Annotated in this window: 16 protein-coding genes; 12 read left to right on the top strand and 4 right to left on the bottom strand. The window is 64.0% G+C overall.

Features of this window, described 5'->3' with window-relative positions:
- Positions 1 to 4: 4 nt before the first annotated feature.
- The 7 genes from queG (at position 5) to plsY (ending at position 5,845) form a co-directional block, all read left to right on the top strand.
- On the top strand, positions 5 to 1,156 hold the full coding sequence (gene queG, locus N511_RS0118650) for a tRNA epoxyqueuosine(34) reductase QueG (protein WP_027680663.1): 1,152 nt from the start codon (positions 5 to 7) through the stop codon (positions 1,154 to 1,156).
- Between the two features lie 261 nt (positions 1,157 to 1,417).
- Positions 1,418 to 2,068 (top strand): chalcone isomerase family protein, encoded by a 651-nt coding sequence (locus N511_RS0118645; RefSeq protein WP_027680662.1) that lies wholly within the window; start codon positions 1,418 to 1,420, stop codon positions 2,066 to 2,068.
- A gap of 122 nt (positions 2,069 to 2,190) precedes the next feature.
- Complete coding sequence (locus N511_RS0118640; RefSeq protein ID WP_027680661.1) at positions 2,191 to 3,168, top strand: tripartite tricarboxylate transporter substrate binding protein BugE; 978 nt, start codon at positions 2,191 to 2,193, stop codon at positions 3,166 to 3,168.
- 62 nt (positions 3,169 to 3,230) lie between these two features.
- Positions 3,231 to 3,707, top strand: a complete 477-nt coding sequence (locus N511_RS0118635; RefSeq protein ID WP_027680660.1) for a methylated-DNA--[protein]-cysteine S-methyltransferase — start codon at positions 3,231 to 3,233, stop codon at positions 3,705 to 3,707.
- Positions 3,704 to 4,639 carry a site-specific tyrosine recombinase XerD gene (xerD, locus tag N511_RS0118630; protein ID WP_027680659.1) on the top strand — a complete coding sequence of 312 codons (936 nt, stop codon included), beginning with the start codon at positions 3,704 to 3,706 and terminating at the stop codon, positions 4,637 to 4,639. The genes N511_RS0118635 and xerD overlap by 4 nt, the downstream gene beginning before the upstream one ends.
- 20 nt (positions 4,640 to 4,659) lie before the next feature.
- Entirely contained in the window at positions 4,660 to 5,151 is a 492-nt protein-coding gene (ybaK, locus tag N511_RS0118625; protein ID WP_027680658.1) for a Cys-tRNA(Pro) deacylase, read from the top strand.
- Positions 5,152 to 5,221: 70 nt separating this feature from the next.
- On the top strand, positions 5,222 to 5,845 hold the full coding sequence (gene plsY, locus N511_RS0118620) for a glycerol-3-phosphate 1-O-acyltransferase PlsY (protein ID WP_027680657.1): 624 nt from the start codon (positions 5,222 to 5,224) through the stop codon (positions 5,843 to 5,845).
- Here plsY and N511_RS0118615 read toward each other — a convergent pair.
- Complete coding sequence (locus N511_RS0118615; RefSeq protein ID WP_027680656.1) at positions 5,842 to 6,858, bottom strand: GlxA family transcriptional regulator; 1,017 nt, start codon at positions 6,856 to 6,858, stop codon at positions 5,842 to 5,844. The genes plsY and N511_RS0118615 overlap by 4 nt on opposite strands.
- Before the next feature lie 160 nt (positions 6,859 to 7,018).
- On the opposite strand from N511_RS0118615, the gene N511_RS0118610 reads away from it, so the two are divergent.
- Positions 7,019 to 9,403 carry an acylase gene (locus tag N511_RS0118610; protein WP_027680655.1) on the top strand — a complete coding sequence of 795 codons (2,385 nt, stop codon included), beginning with the start codon at positions 7,019 to 7,021 and terminating at the stop codon, positions 9,401 to 9,403.
- A 67-nt stretch (positions 9,404 to 9,470) separates the two neighbouring features.
- On the opposite strand, the gene N511_RS0118605 is transcribed toward N511_RS0118610, so the two are convergent.
- Entirely contained in the window at positions 9,471 to 9,956 is a 486-nt protein-coding gene (locus N511_RS0118605; RefSeq protein ID WP_009241389.1) for a YajQ family cyclic di-GMP-binding protein, read from the bottom strand.
- A 105-nt stretch (positions 9,957 to 10,061) separates the two neighbouring features.
- On the opposite strand from N511_RS0118605, the gene murB reads away from it, so the two are divergent.
- From murB to argG, 3 genes are all read left to right on the top strand, one after another.
- Entirely contained in the window at positions 10,062 to 11,090 is a 1,029-nt protein-coding gene (gene murB / locus N511_RS0118600) for a UDP-N-acetylmuramate dehydrogenase (protein WP_027680654.1), read from the top strand.
- Between the two features lie 148 nt (positions 11,091 to 11,238).
- Complete coding sequence (gene ppnP, locus N511_RS0118595) at positions 11,239 to 11,556, top strand: pyrimidine/purine nucleoside phosphorylase (protein WP_027680653.1); 318 nt, start codon at positions 11,239 to 11,241, stop codon at positions 11,554 to 11,556.
- 148 nt (positions 11,557 to 11,704) lie between these two features.
- The gene (argG, locus tag N511_RS0118590; protein WP_012762767.1) at positions 11,705 to 13,042 is read left to right on the top strand and encodes an argininosuccinate synthase; all 1,338 of its coding nucleotides are present in this window, start codon (positions 11,705 to 11,707) and stop codon (positions 13,040 to 13,042) included.
- A gap of 86 nt (positions 13,043 to 13,128) precedes the next feature.
- Here argG and argF read toward each other — a convergent pair whose 3' ends face one another.
- Positions 13,129 to 14,055, bottom strand: coding sequence for an ornithine carbamoyltransferase (gene argF, locus N511_RS0118585; protein WP_027680652.1), 927 nt, complete (start codon positions 14,053 to 14,055; stop codon positions 13,129 to 13,131).
- A gap of 369 nt (positions 14,056 to 14,424) precedes the next feature.
- Here argF and N511_RS0118580 point away from each other — a divergent pair, with 369 nt between their 5' ends.
- Positions 14,425 to 14,748, top strand: coding sequence for a DUF3579 domain-containing protein (locus N511_RS0118580; protein WP_027680651.1), 324 nt, complete (start codon positions 14,425 to 14,427; stop codon positions 14,746 to 14,748).
- Between the two features lie 142 nt (positions 14,749 to 14,890).
- On the opposite strand, the gene rpsT is transcribed toward N511_RS0118580, so the two are convergent.
- On the bottom strand, positions 14,891 to 15,157 hold the full coding sequence (gene rpsT / locus N511_RS0118575; protein WP_004631753.1) for a 30S ribosomal protein S20: 267 nt from the start codon (positions 15,155 to 15,157) through the stop codon (positions 14,891 to 14,893).
- Between the last annotated feature and the right edge of the window lie 106 nt (positions 15,158 to 15,263).

The following is a 15,263-nucleotide window of genomic DNA, read 5'->3' as shown; positions in this document are numbered from 1 at the left end:
GGGCATGTCCGCCACCCCCACGTCATCACCCGAAACGAACCTCGATGCACGCCTGCCAGCCGATGCGGCCGGCATGCAAGCGCTTGTCGCGCAGATTCGCTCCTGGGGTGCCGAACTCGGTTTCGATGCGGTCCGCATCGCCGATGTCGACCTGTCGCATGCTGAAGAAGGGCTCCAGACATGGCTTGCGCAGGGGTTTCACGGTGACATGGATTATATGGCGAACCATGGCATGCTCCGCGCACGCCCGGCCGAACTTGTTGCCGGAACGGTACGCGCCATCGTCGCGCGGATGCCGTATCTGCCACATCTGACCGATCCGCAAACACCCGGCAGCGACTGGCGCACCATCGAGTGGGACCGCCTGCGCCGCCCTGAAGACGCCACCATCTCGCTCTACGCGCGCGGCCGCGACTATCACAAGGTACTGCGCCAGCGCCTGCAGAAGCTGGCAGAGAAGATTGCCGGCGCTGTCGGGCCGTACGGCTTTCGCGTATTCACCGATTCAGCGCCGGTCCTGGAAGTCGCACTGGCTACCAACGGCGGCCTCGGCTGGCGCGGCAAACACACGCTGCTGCTCGACCGCGATGCGGGCTCGATGTTCTTTCTCGGAGAGATCCTCGTCGACCTGCCCTTTCCCGTCGACCCGCCCGTGGAGCCCCACTGCGGCAACTGCACGCGCTGCATCGACGTGTGCCCCACGCAGGCCATCGTCGCGCCATACACGGTGGACGCGCGACGCTGCATCTCTTACCTGACCATCGAGCACAAGGGCAGCATCCCGGTTGAATTGCGCCCGGCGATGGGCAACCGCGTCTACGGCTGCGACGACTGCCAGCTCGTCTGCCCATGGAACAAATTTGCCGTGCCGGCCAACCTGCCCGACTTCGACGTGCGCAACGGCTTGGACGCGGCCACGTTGGCTGGCCTGTTCAACTGGACCGACACCGAGTTCAACCAGCGCCTCGAAGGCAGCCCGATCCGCCGCATCGGGCACGAGCGTTGGCTGCGCAACATTGCCGTGGCGATCGGCAACGCGCTGCGCGGGCCGCTGCCAGATGCCGCGCGCACGCAACTGACCGCCGCCCTGCGTGCACGCGCTGATGACGCGTCGGAACTCGTGCGTGAACACGTCGCATGGGCGCTCGCCCAATGACGTGAGCGCTCCCTGTGGCGCAACACACCAGCGCATCAACACTGTGACGCGCGCTTAATCTGTTTTTTCACGCAGCCTGCAGCTTGTTTTAAAAACAAAACAATGCGTGTCTAGCACAGACCCATGAATGCCGCTTAATGCTGACGCCAGCAGGGCCTTATACCGCCTAGTACGCAAACGCTTGCGCATCAGGGCAGACACTAATTGTTTGTAAATAAAATATCGGGAAAATGGCGGCTTAATCCTAAACCGTCCACTTCGATGTTTTCCGCTCTTGTTGATCTCCGTCGCGCATTGCAGGCTGGTATCCGTGCCCGCTCATCCCGGATGGCACGCGCGTGGCGCGGTGGCGTCCTGGGCGCGATGTTCTGCGCTGCGTGTGTGAGCACGGCATGGGCAGCGGTGAACGTCGAGGGTGTGCCCTTCGACGACGCCGCTCGTGTGGCCGGCCGCGAACTGCTGCTCAACGGCACGGGCCTGCGTTCGGTGTTCGTCATCAAGGGCTATGTGGCGGGCCTGTACCTGCCGGAGCGCGCCAAGAACGCGGCAGTCGTCCTCGGCATGAAGGGGCCGAAGCGGCTGCAGATCCATCCGCTGCGCGACGTCGGTGCCGACACGTTCATCCACGCGCTGAACGACGGCATCCACCGCAACCAGACCGAAATTCAAGTGCAGAAGCTGGCCGACCGCCTGACGCAGCTGGAAGACGCGATGCGCCAGATCGGCTCCACCAAGCGCGGCGACACCATCAACTTCGACTACGCCCCCCATACCGGCACCACCATCAGCATCAACGGGGTGGCACGCACAAAGGCCATCCCCGGCGAAGACTTCTACCAGGCCGTGCTCAGCATCTTCATCGGCAACAGCCCGGTCGACCGCGATCTGAAAAACGGGCTGCTCGGAAGCTGACAAGCTGACGATTGGCTTTTCAGGGTTTCCCCGGTTGCCGTGTGGCTGGCGTTTGCCGTTGTGCTATTCAGCAGTTTCCCCACAAGAACGCAGAACGCACACCAAGCTACAAGGAGGAGACGATGACCAAGGGACGACTGATGGCCAGCCTGATCGGCGCCACAGGAATGGCGCTGTGCGGACCCGCGCTGGCCGACAACTACCCTACCAAGCCGCTCAAACTGATCATTCCGTTTCCGCCCGGCGGCACGACAGACATCGTGGGCCGCGGCGTGGCCGACCAGCTTTCCAAGGTGCTGGGCCAGGCCGTGGTGGTGGAAAACAAGGGCGGCGGCGGCGGTTCGATCGGCGCAGACGCCATCGCCAAGGCGGCGCCGGACGGCTACACGATCGGCATCGCCACCGTCTCCACGCATGCCGTCAACCCGGCGTGCAACCCGAAGCTTTCGTACGACCCGCTCAAGGATTTCAAGCCGATCACCAACCTGGCCACGGTGGCCAACGTGATTGCAGTCAACCCGACCTTTCCGGCCAAGAACTACAAGGAATTTGTCGCGGTGCTGACAGCCAATCCTGGCAAATATTCGTTTGCGACATCCGGCACCTGCGGCATCGGCCACATGCTCGGCGAAGAGTTCAAGGTGCTGACCAAGACGCAGATGGTCCATGTGCCGTATCGCGGCGCGGGGCCTGCGTTGAACGACGTGCTGGCCAACCAGGTGCCGATCATGGTCGACAACCTGCCGTCGTCCATTCAGTTCATCAAGGGCGGCAAGCTGCGGCCGATCGTGGTGGCGTGGAACAAACGCATCGATAGCCTGCCCGATGTGCCGACCTTTGCCGAAGTCGGCCTGAAGGATGCGAATGACCCGGCGTGGTATGGCCTCGTCGCACCGGCGGGCACGTCCGACGACATCATCCGCAAGCTCAACGAAGCCGCCGTGAAGGCGCTGAAAGACCCGGGCTTGGTCGATCGATTCCGCGGTGCCGGCGCTGAGCCTGTGGGCAATACGCCGCAGCAATACGCGGCCGAGATCAAACGCGAATTCGACAAGATGCGCACCCTGGTCAAGCAGCAGAACATCAAGCTGGATCAGTAACCCAGCCTCACGTGGGGCCTGTGCTAGATTCGCAGGATTGTTTTCCAGCGCCGGCCCCTGTCATGCCATCCCCTTTCGACGCCGTTCTCGAAGCGCCCTTCGGCAAGCTGGGCGTGCGCGTGGCCGACGGCGCGCTTCGTGAACTCGTTTATCTGCCGGAAGGCACACCCCGCGTCGATTCATCCGACGCGTTGATCGCAAGGCTGGCCCGTCAGCTCGACGCGTACTACAGCGACCCTCGCGCGACATTCGACATCCCGCTCGCGCGCGCCGGCACCGATTTCCAGCACCGCGTATGGCACGCCATCAGCGCCATTCCATGCGGCAGCGTCATCACCTACGGCACCATCGCGCAACAGATCGGCAGCGTGCCACGCGCGGTGGGCCAGGCCTGCGGTGACAACTGGTTCCCGATCCTCATCCCGTGCCACCGCGTGGTGAGTGCGTCCGGCATCGGCGGGTTTTCGCATCACACGGATGGCTACCTGTTGAACATCAAGCACTGGCTCCTGCGCCATGAAGGCGTGATGCTGATATGAGAAAGGCCGCACGGAAAGACGCCGAAGCACCGTCCCTGCCGTCGCAAAGCGCAGACGCGATCCAGCGTTTTTGCGACGCCCTGTGGCTGGAGGACGGCCTCGCCCGCAATACGCTCGATGCGTACCGGCGCGACCTCACCCTCTACGCGCAGTGGCTCGCCGAGCGCAGCAAATCCATCGCCGAAACCGAAGACGGTGACCTGGCCGATTACTTCGCCGCACGCCACGCCGAGAGCCGCGCATCGTCCGCCAACCGGCGCCGTACGGTGTTCAAGCGTTTCTTTCAATGGGCGTTGCGCGAGCATGTGGTGAGCACCGATCCGTCGCGCCTGCTGCCCACCGCCAAGCAGCCGCCGCGCTTTCCGAAGACGTTGTCCGAAACGCAAGTCGAGGCGCTCATCAACGCGCCCGATGTCGACACACCGCTCGGCCTGCGCGACCGCGCGATGATCGAACTGATGTATGCGAGCGGGCTGCGCGTGTCGGAAATCGTCGCGCTGAAAACGGTGGAAGTCGGCCTGAATGAAGGCGTGGTGCGCGTGGTTGGCGGCAAGGGGGGGAAGGACCGCCTGGTGCCGTTCGGCGCGGAAGCGGGCGACTGGCTGCGGCGTTATCTGCGCGATGGCCGCACGGCGCTGCTCGGCGAACGCACCGCTGACGCGCTGTTCGTCACCGCGCGCGGCGAAGGCATGACGCGCCAGGCGTTCTGGTATCTCATCAAACGCTATGCGCTGCTGGCCGACATTCACGCGCCGCTGTCGCCGCACACATTGCGGCACGCGTTTGCCACGCACCTGCTCAATCACGGCGCAGACTTGCGCGTCGTGCAGATGCTGCTCGGCCACGCAGACATTTCCACCACGCAGATCTACACCCACGTCGCGCGCGAGCGTCTGCGCACACTGCATGCGCAGCACCATCCGCGCGGATAGCGATCGTATCCCTGCCCCGTATGAGCAAGTCCAAGCACGTTTCCGAGACGCCCGCCACGCAGTTTCTCAAGGCACATGGCGTCGCTTTTACCGAACACACCTACGACTATGTCGACAAGGGCGGTACGACCGAGTCTTCGCGCCAGCTTGGCGTCGATGAACACCACGTCGTCAAGACGCTGGTGATGGAAGACGAGCATGCCAAACCGCTGATCGTGCTGATGCACGGGGATTGCTCGGTCTCCACCAAGAACCTTGCACGCCAGACCGGGCGCAAGAACGTGCAGCCCTGCAAGCCCGAGGTGGCGCAACGGCACAGCGGCTACCTGGTGGGCGGCACGTCGCCGTTTGGCGTGCGCAAGGCGATGCCGGTGTATGTGGAAGCGAGCGTGCTGGAGCTGGAGCGCATCTACATCAACGGCGGCAGGCGCGGCTTTCTCGTGAGCATCGCGCCCAGCGTGCTGACCACCGTGCTGAACGCGCAGCCCGTCAACTGTGCAAACCCCGATTGAAACGAACGCGGCGGCTGGGGCACCCTACGCGGCGCGCTACAATCCCGCAGCCTGATTTCACCGATTTCCTATGTCCCCAGTCGTCGCAACCGTCATTTTTGCCGTGGCCGCCTACCTGATCGGCTCGATCTCGTTTGCCGTGGTGGTGAGCCGCGCGATGGGTCTGGCAGACCCGCGCACCTACGGCTCGGGCAACCCCGGCGCCACCAACGTGCTGCGCTCGGGCAACAAGAAGGCGGCCATCCTCACGCTGCTGGGCGATGCGGCCAAGGGCTGGCTGGCGGTGTGGCTGGCGCAATGGCTGGCCGCGCGCTTTGGCGTGGACGAAACCGGCATCGCCCTGGTGGTGATTGCCGTGTTCCTGGGCCACCTGTTTCCGGTGTTCCATCGCTTTGAGGGCGGCAAGGGCGTGGCCACGGCGGCAGGCATTCTGCTGGCGCTGAACGTGTGGCTCGGGCTGGCCACGCTGGCCACGTGGCTCATCATCGCCGTGTTCTTCCGTTATTCGTCGTTGGCGGCGCTGGTGTCGGCGGTGTTCGCGCCGTTCTTCTACGTGCTGATGAACGGCTTCGACTGGATTGCCGGGGCGGTTGCGTTGATGGCGGTGCTGCTCATCGCGCGCCACCGCGCCAATATCGCCAAGCTGCTCGCCGGCAAGGAAAGCCGCATCGGCGAGAAGAAAAAAACGGCCTAATTCCGCAGCTCGGCGCGCACCGAGTGCGCGCGCCGATGTTCTCCCGGCGGCCGCCCCGTGTGCCGCCGGATCAATCGCCGGAAGGCGGACATGTCCTGGTAGCCGCACTGCTCGGCAATCGCCGTCAGGCTCAGCGTGCTGACTTCGAGCAGGTGACACGCGCGCTCCACGCGCAACCGGTGCAGCAATTGCAGCGGCGACATCCCCACTGTTTTCGCGAAATGCCGCAGCAGCGTCCGCTCGCTGGTTGAGGCCGCGGCCGCGAGTTTTTCCAGATCAAACGGTTCGTGCAGATGCTGCTGCAGGTAGCGCCGCGCGCGCAGCACGACGCTGTCGCGGATGGCCGGTTTGCTGCGCAGCCAGATGCCGATCGCCTCGCCGCGCGAGGGGTGATCGAGCACCGTATTGCCCAGCGTGCGTGCAAGCCGCGCATCCGCCAATCGCGCGACCACGCGATGCGTGAGCGCCACGCCATGCTCCATCGCCCGTGCGGTGATGACGTTGCCACTGGTGACAATCGGCTGTGCCGGCACCACCTTCAGGCTGGGGAAATTGCCCTGCACCCACCCGGCAATCAGCCACGTGACGGTCAGGCGCTGCCCGGGCGGCAGCACATCAGCCAGCATCGCCACCCCCGTGAACGGCGATGCCACGAGCCGGCCGGCCTGCAGATAACGCCGGATGGTGGCGCGCTCAGCGTCCAGCAGGGCCAGACGCTGCTCCAGCGTGCCGATGTGATCGAAATGCAGCGGCGGAACGATCAACGCGTCGCCCAGCTGCGTGTCGTCTTGCGGCAGTGCATCGCAACGGCAAGCGAGCGTTTCTGCAGCCACCTGCCAACGCGCCGGGTCCCGCGCGATGAGCCGCCAGCCGAACACCGGCGCCTTGGCGGCATTGGCCCGCTTGCCGGCCTGCATGGAAGCCAGCGCATTGGCCACGCCAAGCGTGTCGGAAGCCGTGGCCAGCATAGAGGAACCGGCGTCAGGAAAGGTCAGCAAGTCGATTTTCGGCATGCCGCAGTATAGGTCTGGGCGGCAATAGGCATGGCGATATCGCCCCGAATTCTGGCGGGAATACCTCTTTCGAATCAGACCCGCCCGATTGACGATGCCGCGGTGGCTGCGCACAGACGCAACCGCCCATAACAACATCGACATCAGGAGACAACGCACAATGCAGCGATTCATGCAGGGATTCGCGCGCGGCGCGCTTGCCACGGCCGCGCTTGCGGCGCTGGCCGGCTGCGCAAGCACAGACAGCGGCTGGGCCACGCCTTCGGACACCGGCCTCTCGGCTGACATCAGCCGCACCCGCTTCGGCATTCCGCACGTCCGCGCCAACGACTACGCGAGCCTCGGCTTCGGCATGGCCTACGCCTATGCGCAGGACAACGTCTGCCTGCTGGCCGACCAGGTCGTCACTGTCAACGGCGAACGTTCGAAGACGTTCGGGCCGGACGGCACGGTCGTGGTGTCGTTCAAGCCCGTGCCGAACACGCAAGCCGACGCCTTCTTCAAGGGCGCATTCGACGAGGCTGGCCTGCGCGCCGGCTATGCACAGATGTCGCCCGAGGCGCGCGAGCTGCTGCGCGGCTACATCGTCGGCTACAACCGCTATCTGAAAGACACGCCGCCCGCCAGCCGCCCGGCCGCCTGCCGCAATGCCGATTGGGTGCGCCCGCTCACGGTGGCCGACATGATGTTGATGGGCGAAGAGAAAGCCATTCAGGCGAGCGCGGGCGCCATGCTGCAAAGCATCGTCGCAGCGCAGCCGCCGGGGGGCGCACCGGCATCGGCGGTCATTCCACCGCATGCCGTCGACACCGCCGCGCTCGATCGCGACCTGCAGCTGCGCGACATGCCGATCGGCTCCAACGGCTGGGCCTTCGGCAAGACCGCCACGGATACGGGCCGCGGCGTGCTGCTCGGCAATCCACACTTCCCGTGGACGACCACCAACCGCTTCTACCAGGTCCACCTGACCGTGCCGGGCAAGCTGGACGTGATGGGCGCATCGATTGCCGCCTTCCCCGTTGTCAGCATCGGCTTCAACAAGGACGTGGCGTGGACGCATACCGTTTCCACCGGCCGCCGCTTTACGCTGTTTGAACTGAAGCTGGCCGAAGGCGACCCGACCACCTACCTGATCGACGGCAAGCCGCACAAGATGACCACGCGCACCGTGGCGTTTGACGTGAAGCTGCCGGACGGTCGCATCGAGCGCCGCACGCACACCTTCTACAACACGGTGTACGGGCCGGTGCTGTCGATGCCCGCCGGTGGCATGCCGTGGACCTCGCAGAAGGCCTACACGCTGCGCGATGTCAATCGCAACAACACGCGCTCCATCGATACGTGGCTGCATATCGCGCAGGCCAAGGATGTGGCGGGGATCCGGCAGGCGATCGGCAACCTCGGCATCCCGTGGGTGAACACGATCGCCACCGACCGCAACGGCCGTGCGCTGTTTGCCGATGTGTCGACCACGCCGGACGTGTCGACCGAAGCGCTCAAGCGCTGCGCGCCGTCGCCGCTCGCAGACAAACTCTTCAAGGGCGTGGGCCTCGTGCTGCTCGACGGTTCACGCAGCGCGTGTAACTGGCAGATCGATCCGGCGTCGCCGGTGCCAGGCTTGGTGGCGCCTGCGCGCATGCCCGTGCTGGAGCGCGATGACTACGTCGCCAACAGCAACGACAGCTCGTGGCTGACCAACCCGGCGCAGAAGCTCATGGGCTTCTCACCGGTGATGGGCTCGACCGACGTGCCGCAACGCCTGCGCACCCGCATCGGCATCATCGAAATCGAGCGTCGCCTCGCCGGGACTGATGGGCTGCCGGGCAACAAGGTGAACCTGCCGAACCTGCAGTCGATGATCTTCCGCAATGCCAACCTCGCCGGCCACCTCGTGCGCGACGATCTGCTGACCGCCTGCAAAGCCACCGCAAACCTTGACGCCGACGTGCGCGACGGCTGCGCTGCCCTGGCGCAATGGAACCTCACGGACAACGTCGACGCGCGCGCCGCGCATGTGTTCCGCGAGTTCTGGATGCGCGCCAAGGACATCCCGAATGTCTACGCGGTCGACTTCAACCCGGCGGATCCCGTCTACACGCCGCACAGTCTGCGCATGAGCGATCCCACCGTGCGCGCAGCGGTGTTCAAAGCCTTGAAGGACGCCGTGGGCGCGGTCCGCACGGCCGGCTTTGCGCTCGATGCACCGTTGGGCGCTGTGCAGGCGGCACACGCGCCGGGCGGCGACATCGCCCTGCACGGCGGCGAGGAGTACGAAGGCGTGCTCAACAAGCTGCAAAGCACGCCGATCGGGCCGAAGGGCTTGCAGGTGTATTTCGGCACGAGCTACATCCAGACGGTTACGTTCGACGATCAGGGCCCGGTGGCGGATGCGCTGCTGACCTACGGCGAATCGACCGACCCGGCCTCGCCGCATGCGTTCGACCAGATGCGCGAGTTTTCGGCCAAGCGCTGGAATCGGTTGCCGTTCTCGGAAGCCGCCATCGCCGCCGATCCGGCACTGAAGGTGACCAAGCTGTCGCAGTAAGCTTTTTGCCGCTGCAAACGCAAACGCCCCGCTCGTGCGGGGCGTTTTGCCTGGAAGCCTGGCGGCTTCAGTCGCGGAAGTTGTTGAAATCCAGCGGGGTGTCGCTCACGTCCTTGCGCAGCATGGCGATCACGCTTTGCAGGTCGTCGCGCTTGGCGCCGGTCACGCGCACCGCGTCGCCCTGGATGCTCGCCTGCACCTTGATCTTGCTGTCCTTGATCGTCTTGACGATCTTCTTGGCCAGGTCGCCCGAGACGCCCTTCTTGATCTTGACGACCTGCTTCATCTTGTCGCCGCCGATCTTTTGCTTGTCCTGGTAGTCCAGGAAGCGCACGTCGACGTTGCGCTTGGCAAGCTTGTTCATCAGCACGTCGTTGACCTGACCGATCTTGAAATCGTCGTCGGCAAACAGCGTGAGTTCCTGCTCCTTGTGCTCGACGCGGGAGTCGGAGCCCTTGAAGTCGAATCGTGTCGAAATTTCTTTGTTGGCCTGTTCCACGGCGTTCTTCACTTCCACCATGTTGGCTTCGCATACCACGTCAAACGACGGCATCGTGTTCTCCTTGCAGACTTGAATCGGGTTGCTGCGGCGCCTGTGTGCGGGGGCCGCGTGCGCCATGGCTTCTATAATCTCGGCTTTCCCAGCAGATTTGGCGTCATGGCGTTGCTCGACACGCATTATCCCCTAGGCCAGCACAACACGTTCCGTTTCGAGGCCACTGCGCGCTATGCCGCCCACATTCGCACGCCGGACGACATTCCCGCCGCGCTGGCCGACCCGCGCGTGCAGGGCTTGCCGGTGCTGGTGCTGGGCGGTGGCAGCAACGTCGTGCTCACACGCGATTTCGAAGGCTTGGTGCTGCTGATGGAGATTCCGGGCATCGCCACCGGCCGAAGCATGGTCGATGGCCGCGCAGTCCACACCGTCACCGCAGGCGCGGGCGAATCGTGGCATGGCCTGGTCGCCCACACGGTGGCGCATGGTTTGCCTGGGCTGGAAAACCTCGCGCTGATTCCCGGCACGGTGGGCGCCGCGCCCATCCAGAACATTGGCGCGTACGGCGTCGAGATCAAGGACCGGTTCCATTCGCTGCGCGCCTACGACCGCCACGCCGGCGAATTCGTCACCCTCACCGCCACCGATTGCGCCTTCGGCTATCGCGACAGCCTCTTCAAGCGCAGCGGCGCCGATCGCTACGTCATTACCGAGGTCACCTTCGCCCTGCCGGTCGATTGGCAGCCCGACACGCATTACGCCGAACTCACGCGGGAGCTGTCCGCGCAAAACATCGCAAGCCCAACGGCGCAGGACATCTTCGATGCGGTGGTCACCATCCGCCGCCGCAAGCTGCCCGACCCGGCCGAGATCGGCAACGCCGGCAGCTTCTTCAAGAACCCCATCGTCGATGCCGCCACGCGCGATGCCCTCGCCGAGCGTTTCCCAAATCTGGTCGGATATGTGCAGCCCGACGGCACGTACAAGCTCGCCGCCGGCTGGTTGATCGATCAGTGCGGCTTCAAGGGCCGGCAAAGCGGCGCGGTGGGCGTGTACGAAAAACAGGCGCTGGTGCTGGTGCACCGAGGCGGCGGCAGCGCGGTCCAGTTGATGACGCTGGCGCGCGAGATCCAGGACGCGGTTCATGCACGCTTTGGCGTGCGCATCGAACCTGAGCCGGTCGTGGTGTAAACAGGCGACCGGATGGGCGCACTGGGCATCTTGCGCCACATGCAGCGTGTCTGGATTCAGGCAGCCCCCGCCAGACGTACCCGCGGTCGATCCAATGGCCTAAAATGGCTGGTTTGACCCCACGACCTCCCTTTTCGCGTTCCATTTCATGACCACCGAAACCTTTGACGGCGTCCGCCTGACCACCAAGGCCAATGTGTACTTTGACGGAAAGTGCGTCAGCCACAGCTTTACCCTGCCCGACGGCACCAAGAAGTCCGTGGGCGTGGTGCTGCCGGCCACGCTGACCTTCGGCACGGCCGCCGCGGAGATCATGGAATGCGTGGGCGGTTCGTGCGAATACAAGCTCGACGGCACCGATGAATGGAAGACGTCCGGCGCAGGCGAAAGCTTCCAGGTTCCGGCCAACTCGAAGTTCGACATTCGGGTGACCGAGGCCTACCACTACATCTGCCACTACGCCTGAACCTGCCCAGGATCCTACTGCGCGGCTCGATCTTGACCTTGTGATGCTCGCCGTACCCGTGTACGGCTGCGCTTCTCGAACCAACCTCGGAGCGCTCGCTACGGATTCTGAACAGGTTCACAGAACTGAAAGACTGAAGAGACACACCATGGAAACCATCCTGCAACACGTTCCCGTCGGCCAGAAGGTCGGCATTGCCTTCTCGGGCGGTCTCGACACCAGCGCTGCGCTGCGCTGGATGAAGAACAAGGGCGCGCTGCCCTATGCCTACACCGCCAATCTCGGCCAGCCCGACGAGGAAGACTACGATGCCATCCCGCGCAAGGCCATGGAGTACGGTGCAGAGAAGGCCCGCCTGATCGACTGCCGCCCGCAACTGGCCAATGAAGGGATTGCCGCTATCCAATCCGGCGCGTTCCACATCAGCACTGGCGGCATTACGTACTTCAACACCACGCCGCTGGGCCGCGCCGTGACCGGCACCATGCTGGTCGCCGCCATGAAGGAAGACGACGTCAACATCTGGGGCGACGGCTCGACCTTCAAGGGCAACGACATCGAGCGCTTCTACCGCTACGGCCTCCTGACCAATCCGGCACTGAAGATCTACAAGCCGTGGCTCGACCAGGCTTTCATCGATGAGCTGGGCGGCCGTGCCGAAATGTCGGCCTTCATGACGAAGGAAGGTTTCGGCTACAAGATGAGCGCCGAGAAGGCCTACTCGACGGACAGCAACATGCTGGGCGCCACGCACGAGGCCAAGGATCTGGAGCACCTGAACAGCGGCATCCGCATCGTCAACCCGATCATGGGCGTGGCGTTCTGGAAGCCGGAAGTCGAGGTCAAGGCGGAAGAAGTGTCGGTCACGTTCGACGAAGGCCGTCCGGTCGCCGTCAACGGCCGCGAGATTGCCGACCCGGTGGAGATGTTCCTGGAGCTGAACCGCATCGGCGGCCGTCACGGCCTGGGCATGAGCGACCAGATCGAAAACCGCATCATCGAAGCCAAGAGCCGCGGCATCTACGAAGCCCCGGGGATGGCGCTGCTGCACATCGCCTACGAGCGCCTGGTGACCGGCATCCATAACGAAGACACCATCGAGCAGTACCGCATCAACGGCCTGCGCCTGGGCCGTCTGCTGTACCAGGGCCGCTGGTTCGACCCGCAAGCGATCATGCTGCGCGAAACCGCTCAGCGCTGGGTGGCCCGCGCCGTGACCGGCACCGTCACGCTGGAACTGCGCCGCGGCAACGACTACTCGATCCTGAACACCGAGTCGCCCAACCTGACCTACGCGCCGGAGCGTCTGTCGATGGAGAAGGTGGAAGACGCACCGTTCAGCCCGGCTGACCGCATCGGCCAACTGACCATGCGCAACCTCGACCTGATGGACACGCGCGACAAGCTGGCCATCTATTCGAAGGCCGGCTTGCTGTCGCTGGGCACCGCCAACGCGCTGCCCCAACTCGACGGCGGCAAGAAGTAACTGCCTGCCGCTTCAAGGCAAAAAGGCCGCTCCGACGTCAATCGGAGCGGCCTTTTTTATGCCTGCAGATTGGGGTGGCTGCGCGCTCAATAACGACCGCAGAGCAGGTATTCCATCAGCGCCTTCTGCACGTGCAGGCGGTTTTCCGCCTCGTCCCACACGACGCTCTGCTTGCCGTCGATGACGGCCGCTTCGACTTCCTCGCCGCGGTGCGCGGGCAGGCAGTGCATGAACAGCGCATCGGGTTGTGCGCGCTGCATCATCGCCTCGGTGACCATCCAGTCGCCAAAGGCCTTCTTGCGCGCTTCGTTCTCGGCTTCGTAGCCCATGCTGGTCCACACATCGGTGGTCACCAGATGCGCGCCGTCGCAGGCCTCGAGCGGGCTTTCGAACACATGGACGAACGGCAAAGCGGAATCGGCCACCATGGCCGGATCCAGCTGATAGCCCTTCGGCGCAGAAAAATGGAAGCGGAAACCGAGGATCTCAGCTGCCTGGATCCACGTGTAGGCCATGTTGTTGGCATCACCCACCCAGGTGACCGTCTTGCCCTTGATCGGGCCGCGGTGCTCGATGAAGGTGAAGATGTCGGCCAGCACCTGGCACGGGTGGTATTCGTTGGTCAGCCCGTTAATGACCGGCACGCGCGAATGTGCGGCAAAGCGCTCGATGATCTCCTGCCCGAACGTGCGGATCATGATGATGTCGGTCATGCGGGAGATGACCTGCGCCGCGTCTTCGATCGGCTCACCGCGCCCGAGTTGGGAGTCGCGCGTGTTCAGGAAGACGGCGTGGCCGCCGAGCTGGTGAATACCGGCTTCGAACGACAGGCGCGTACGCGTGGAATTCTTCTCGAAGATCATGGCCAGCGTGCGGTCGTGCAGCGGGTGCCACGTCTCGTAGTTCTTGAACTTGGCCTTGAGGATCGCGGAACGGTCCAGCAGGTATTCGTACTCTTCCAGCGAAAAGTCCTTGAACTGCAGGTAGTGCTTGATCGAGCTTGGTGGGTTCATAAAACAACGAAGGCGGCCTGCAGATGACGCACCGGGAACATCCCGTAGCACGTCGCCCTAGCCGCCTTGCCTGTTGAAGATTCAGCCCATCATACGGGATCGCCACCGGTTTGGCGAGTTTCGCGCCCGCGCGCGCCCGCTACCATAAAGGCCCGGCTGAAAGGCCGATGAAAGTCTTATATAAGATATAATACTGGCTGCCTCGGATGCTCCAACCGTCCGCACACCGGTACGACAAACCGGTCTGTCCGGTTCACGAATCGGCAACCAGGCAGGCGCATCATCCGCACCACAAGTGCACCCCGTTCGAACGTTGCGGCACCCGCACGGTCGAAGTCGTTTGCAAATCTCCACAGCCCCACGCAGTCCATGGCAGCCAACCCTCGCCAATTCTTTATCCAGGGCGTCACCCGCGACGGAAAAACGTTCCGCCCGAGCGACTGGGCCGACCGGCTGTGCGGTGTGATGGCGCAGTTCCGCCCTGCCGGCGATTCCGGAGATCCTCGCTTCACCTATTCCCCGTATGTGCGCCCCGTCATGTCGGGCGGCATCCGCAGCGTGTTCGTCGACGAGCGCCTGCGCGACATCGAACCCAAGGCGCTGGATTTCGTGCTGAACTTCGCGCACGACAACAATCTCCAGCTCGTAGAAGCCTGCATCCTGCCGGAAGGCGGCGCTGCAGCGAAAGCCTGATACCCCAAGAACGCCTCCACGCAACGCCGTGCACGGTGCAGGCGCACAGAATGCAAAAAGCCCGTCCGAAGACGGGCTTTTTTATCGTCGGAGCGCGACGTTGCGTGTCGCGCCAGGCCGGCTAGGCCGGCATCACCCGAACTTAGGCAGCCATTGCCTTGATGGCAGCGGACAGACGCGACTTGGCGCGTGCAGCCTTGTTCTTGTGAACGATCTTCTTGTCAGCGATGCTGTCGATCGTGCTTTGGGCGGTCTTGAATGCAGCAGCAGCGGCAGTCTTGTCGCCAGCAGCCACAGCCTTGCGGACGCCCTTGATTGCGGTACGCAGACGCGAGCGCAGAGCCGAGTTGTGAGCGTTTTGAACGACGGCTTGGCGTGCGCGCTTGCGTGCTTGTGCGGTGTTTGCCATGGAAAAATCCCTGAAGAAACGGTAGCAAGCGCCCCGGGAGACACGGAAGGCCGAAGCGCGCAAATTGGTGAAAGACGGCAATTATACGCAGACTTCCGCCTTCAAC

The organism is Ralstonia sp. UNC404CL21Col, assembly GCF_000620465.1.
Taxonomy (GTDB): domain Bacteria; phylum Pseudomonadota; class Gammaproteobacteria; order Burkholderiales; family Burkholderiaceae; genus Ralstonia; species Ralstonia flatus.
This window is presented reverse-complemented; position numbering and strand designations above follow the sequence as displayed.

Coding starts and splice junctions, on each gene's coding strand:
- queG (WP_027680663.1), top strand. CDS start 5: ATGTCCGCCACCCCCACGTCATCACCCGAAACGAACCTCGATGCACGC.
- N511_RS0118645 (WP_027680662.1), top strand. CDS start 1,418: ATGTTTTCCGCTCTTGTTGATCTCCGTCGCGCATTGCAGGCTGGTATC.
- N511_RS0118640 (WP_027680661.1), top strand. CDS start 2,191: ATGACCAAGGGACGACTGATGGCCAGCCTGATCGGCGCCACAGGAATG.
- N511_RS0118635 (WP_027680660.1), top strand. CDS start 3,231: ATGCCATCCCCTTTCGACGCCGTTCTCGAAGCGCCCTTCGGCAAGCTG.
- xerD (WP_027680659.1), top strand. CDS start 3,704: ATGAGAAAGGCCGCACGGAAAGACGCCGAAGCACCGTCCCTGCCGTCG.
- ybaK (WP_027680658.1), top strand. CDS start 4,660: ATGAGCAAGTCCAAGCACGTTTCCGAGACGCCCGCCACGCAGTTTCTC.
- plsY (WP_027680657.1), top strand. CDS start 5,222: ATGTCCCCAGTCGTCGCAACCGTCATTTTTGCCGTGGCCGCCTACCTG.
- N511_RS0118615 (WP_027680656.1), bottom strand. CDS start 6,858: ATGCCGAAAATCGACTTGCTGACCTTTCCTGACGCCGGTTCCTCTATG.
- N511_RS0118610 (WP_027680655.1), top strand. CDS start 7,019: ATGCAGCGATTCATGCAGGGATTCGCGCGCGGCGCGCTTGCCACGGCC.
- N511_RS0118605 (WP_009241389.1), bottom strand. CDS start 9,956: ATGCCGTCGTTTGACGTGGTATGCGAAGCCAACATGGTGGAAGTGAAG.
- murB (WP_027680654.1), top strand. CDS start 10,062: ATGGCGTTGCTCGACACGCATTATCCCCTAGGCCAGCACAACACGTTC.
- ppnP (WP_027680653.1), top strand. CDS start 11,239: ATGACCACCGAAACCTTTGACGGCGTCCGCCTGACCACCAAGGCCAAT.
- argG (WP_012762767.1), top strand. CDS start 11,705: ATGGAAACCATCCTGCAACACGTTCCCGTCGGCCAGAAGGTCGGCATT.
- argF (WP_027680652.1), bottom strand. CDS start 14,055: ATGAACCCACCAAGCTCGATCAAGCACTACCTGCAGTTCAAGGACTTT.
- N511_RS0118580 (WP_027680651.1), top strand. CDS start 14,425: ATGGCAGCCAACCCTCGCCAATTCTTTATCCAGGGCGTCACCCGCGAC.
- rpsT (WP_004631753.1), bottom strand. CDS start 15,157: ATGGCAAACACCGCACAAGCACGCAAGCGCGCACGCCAAGCCGTCGTT.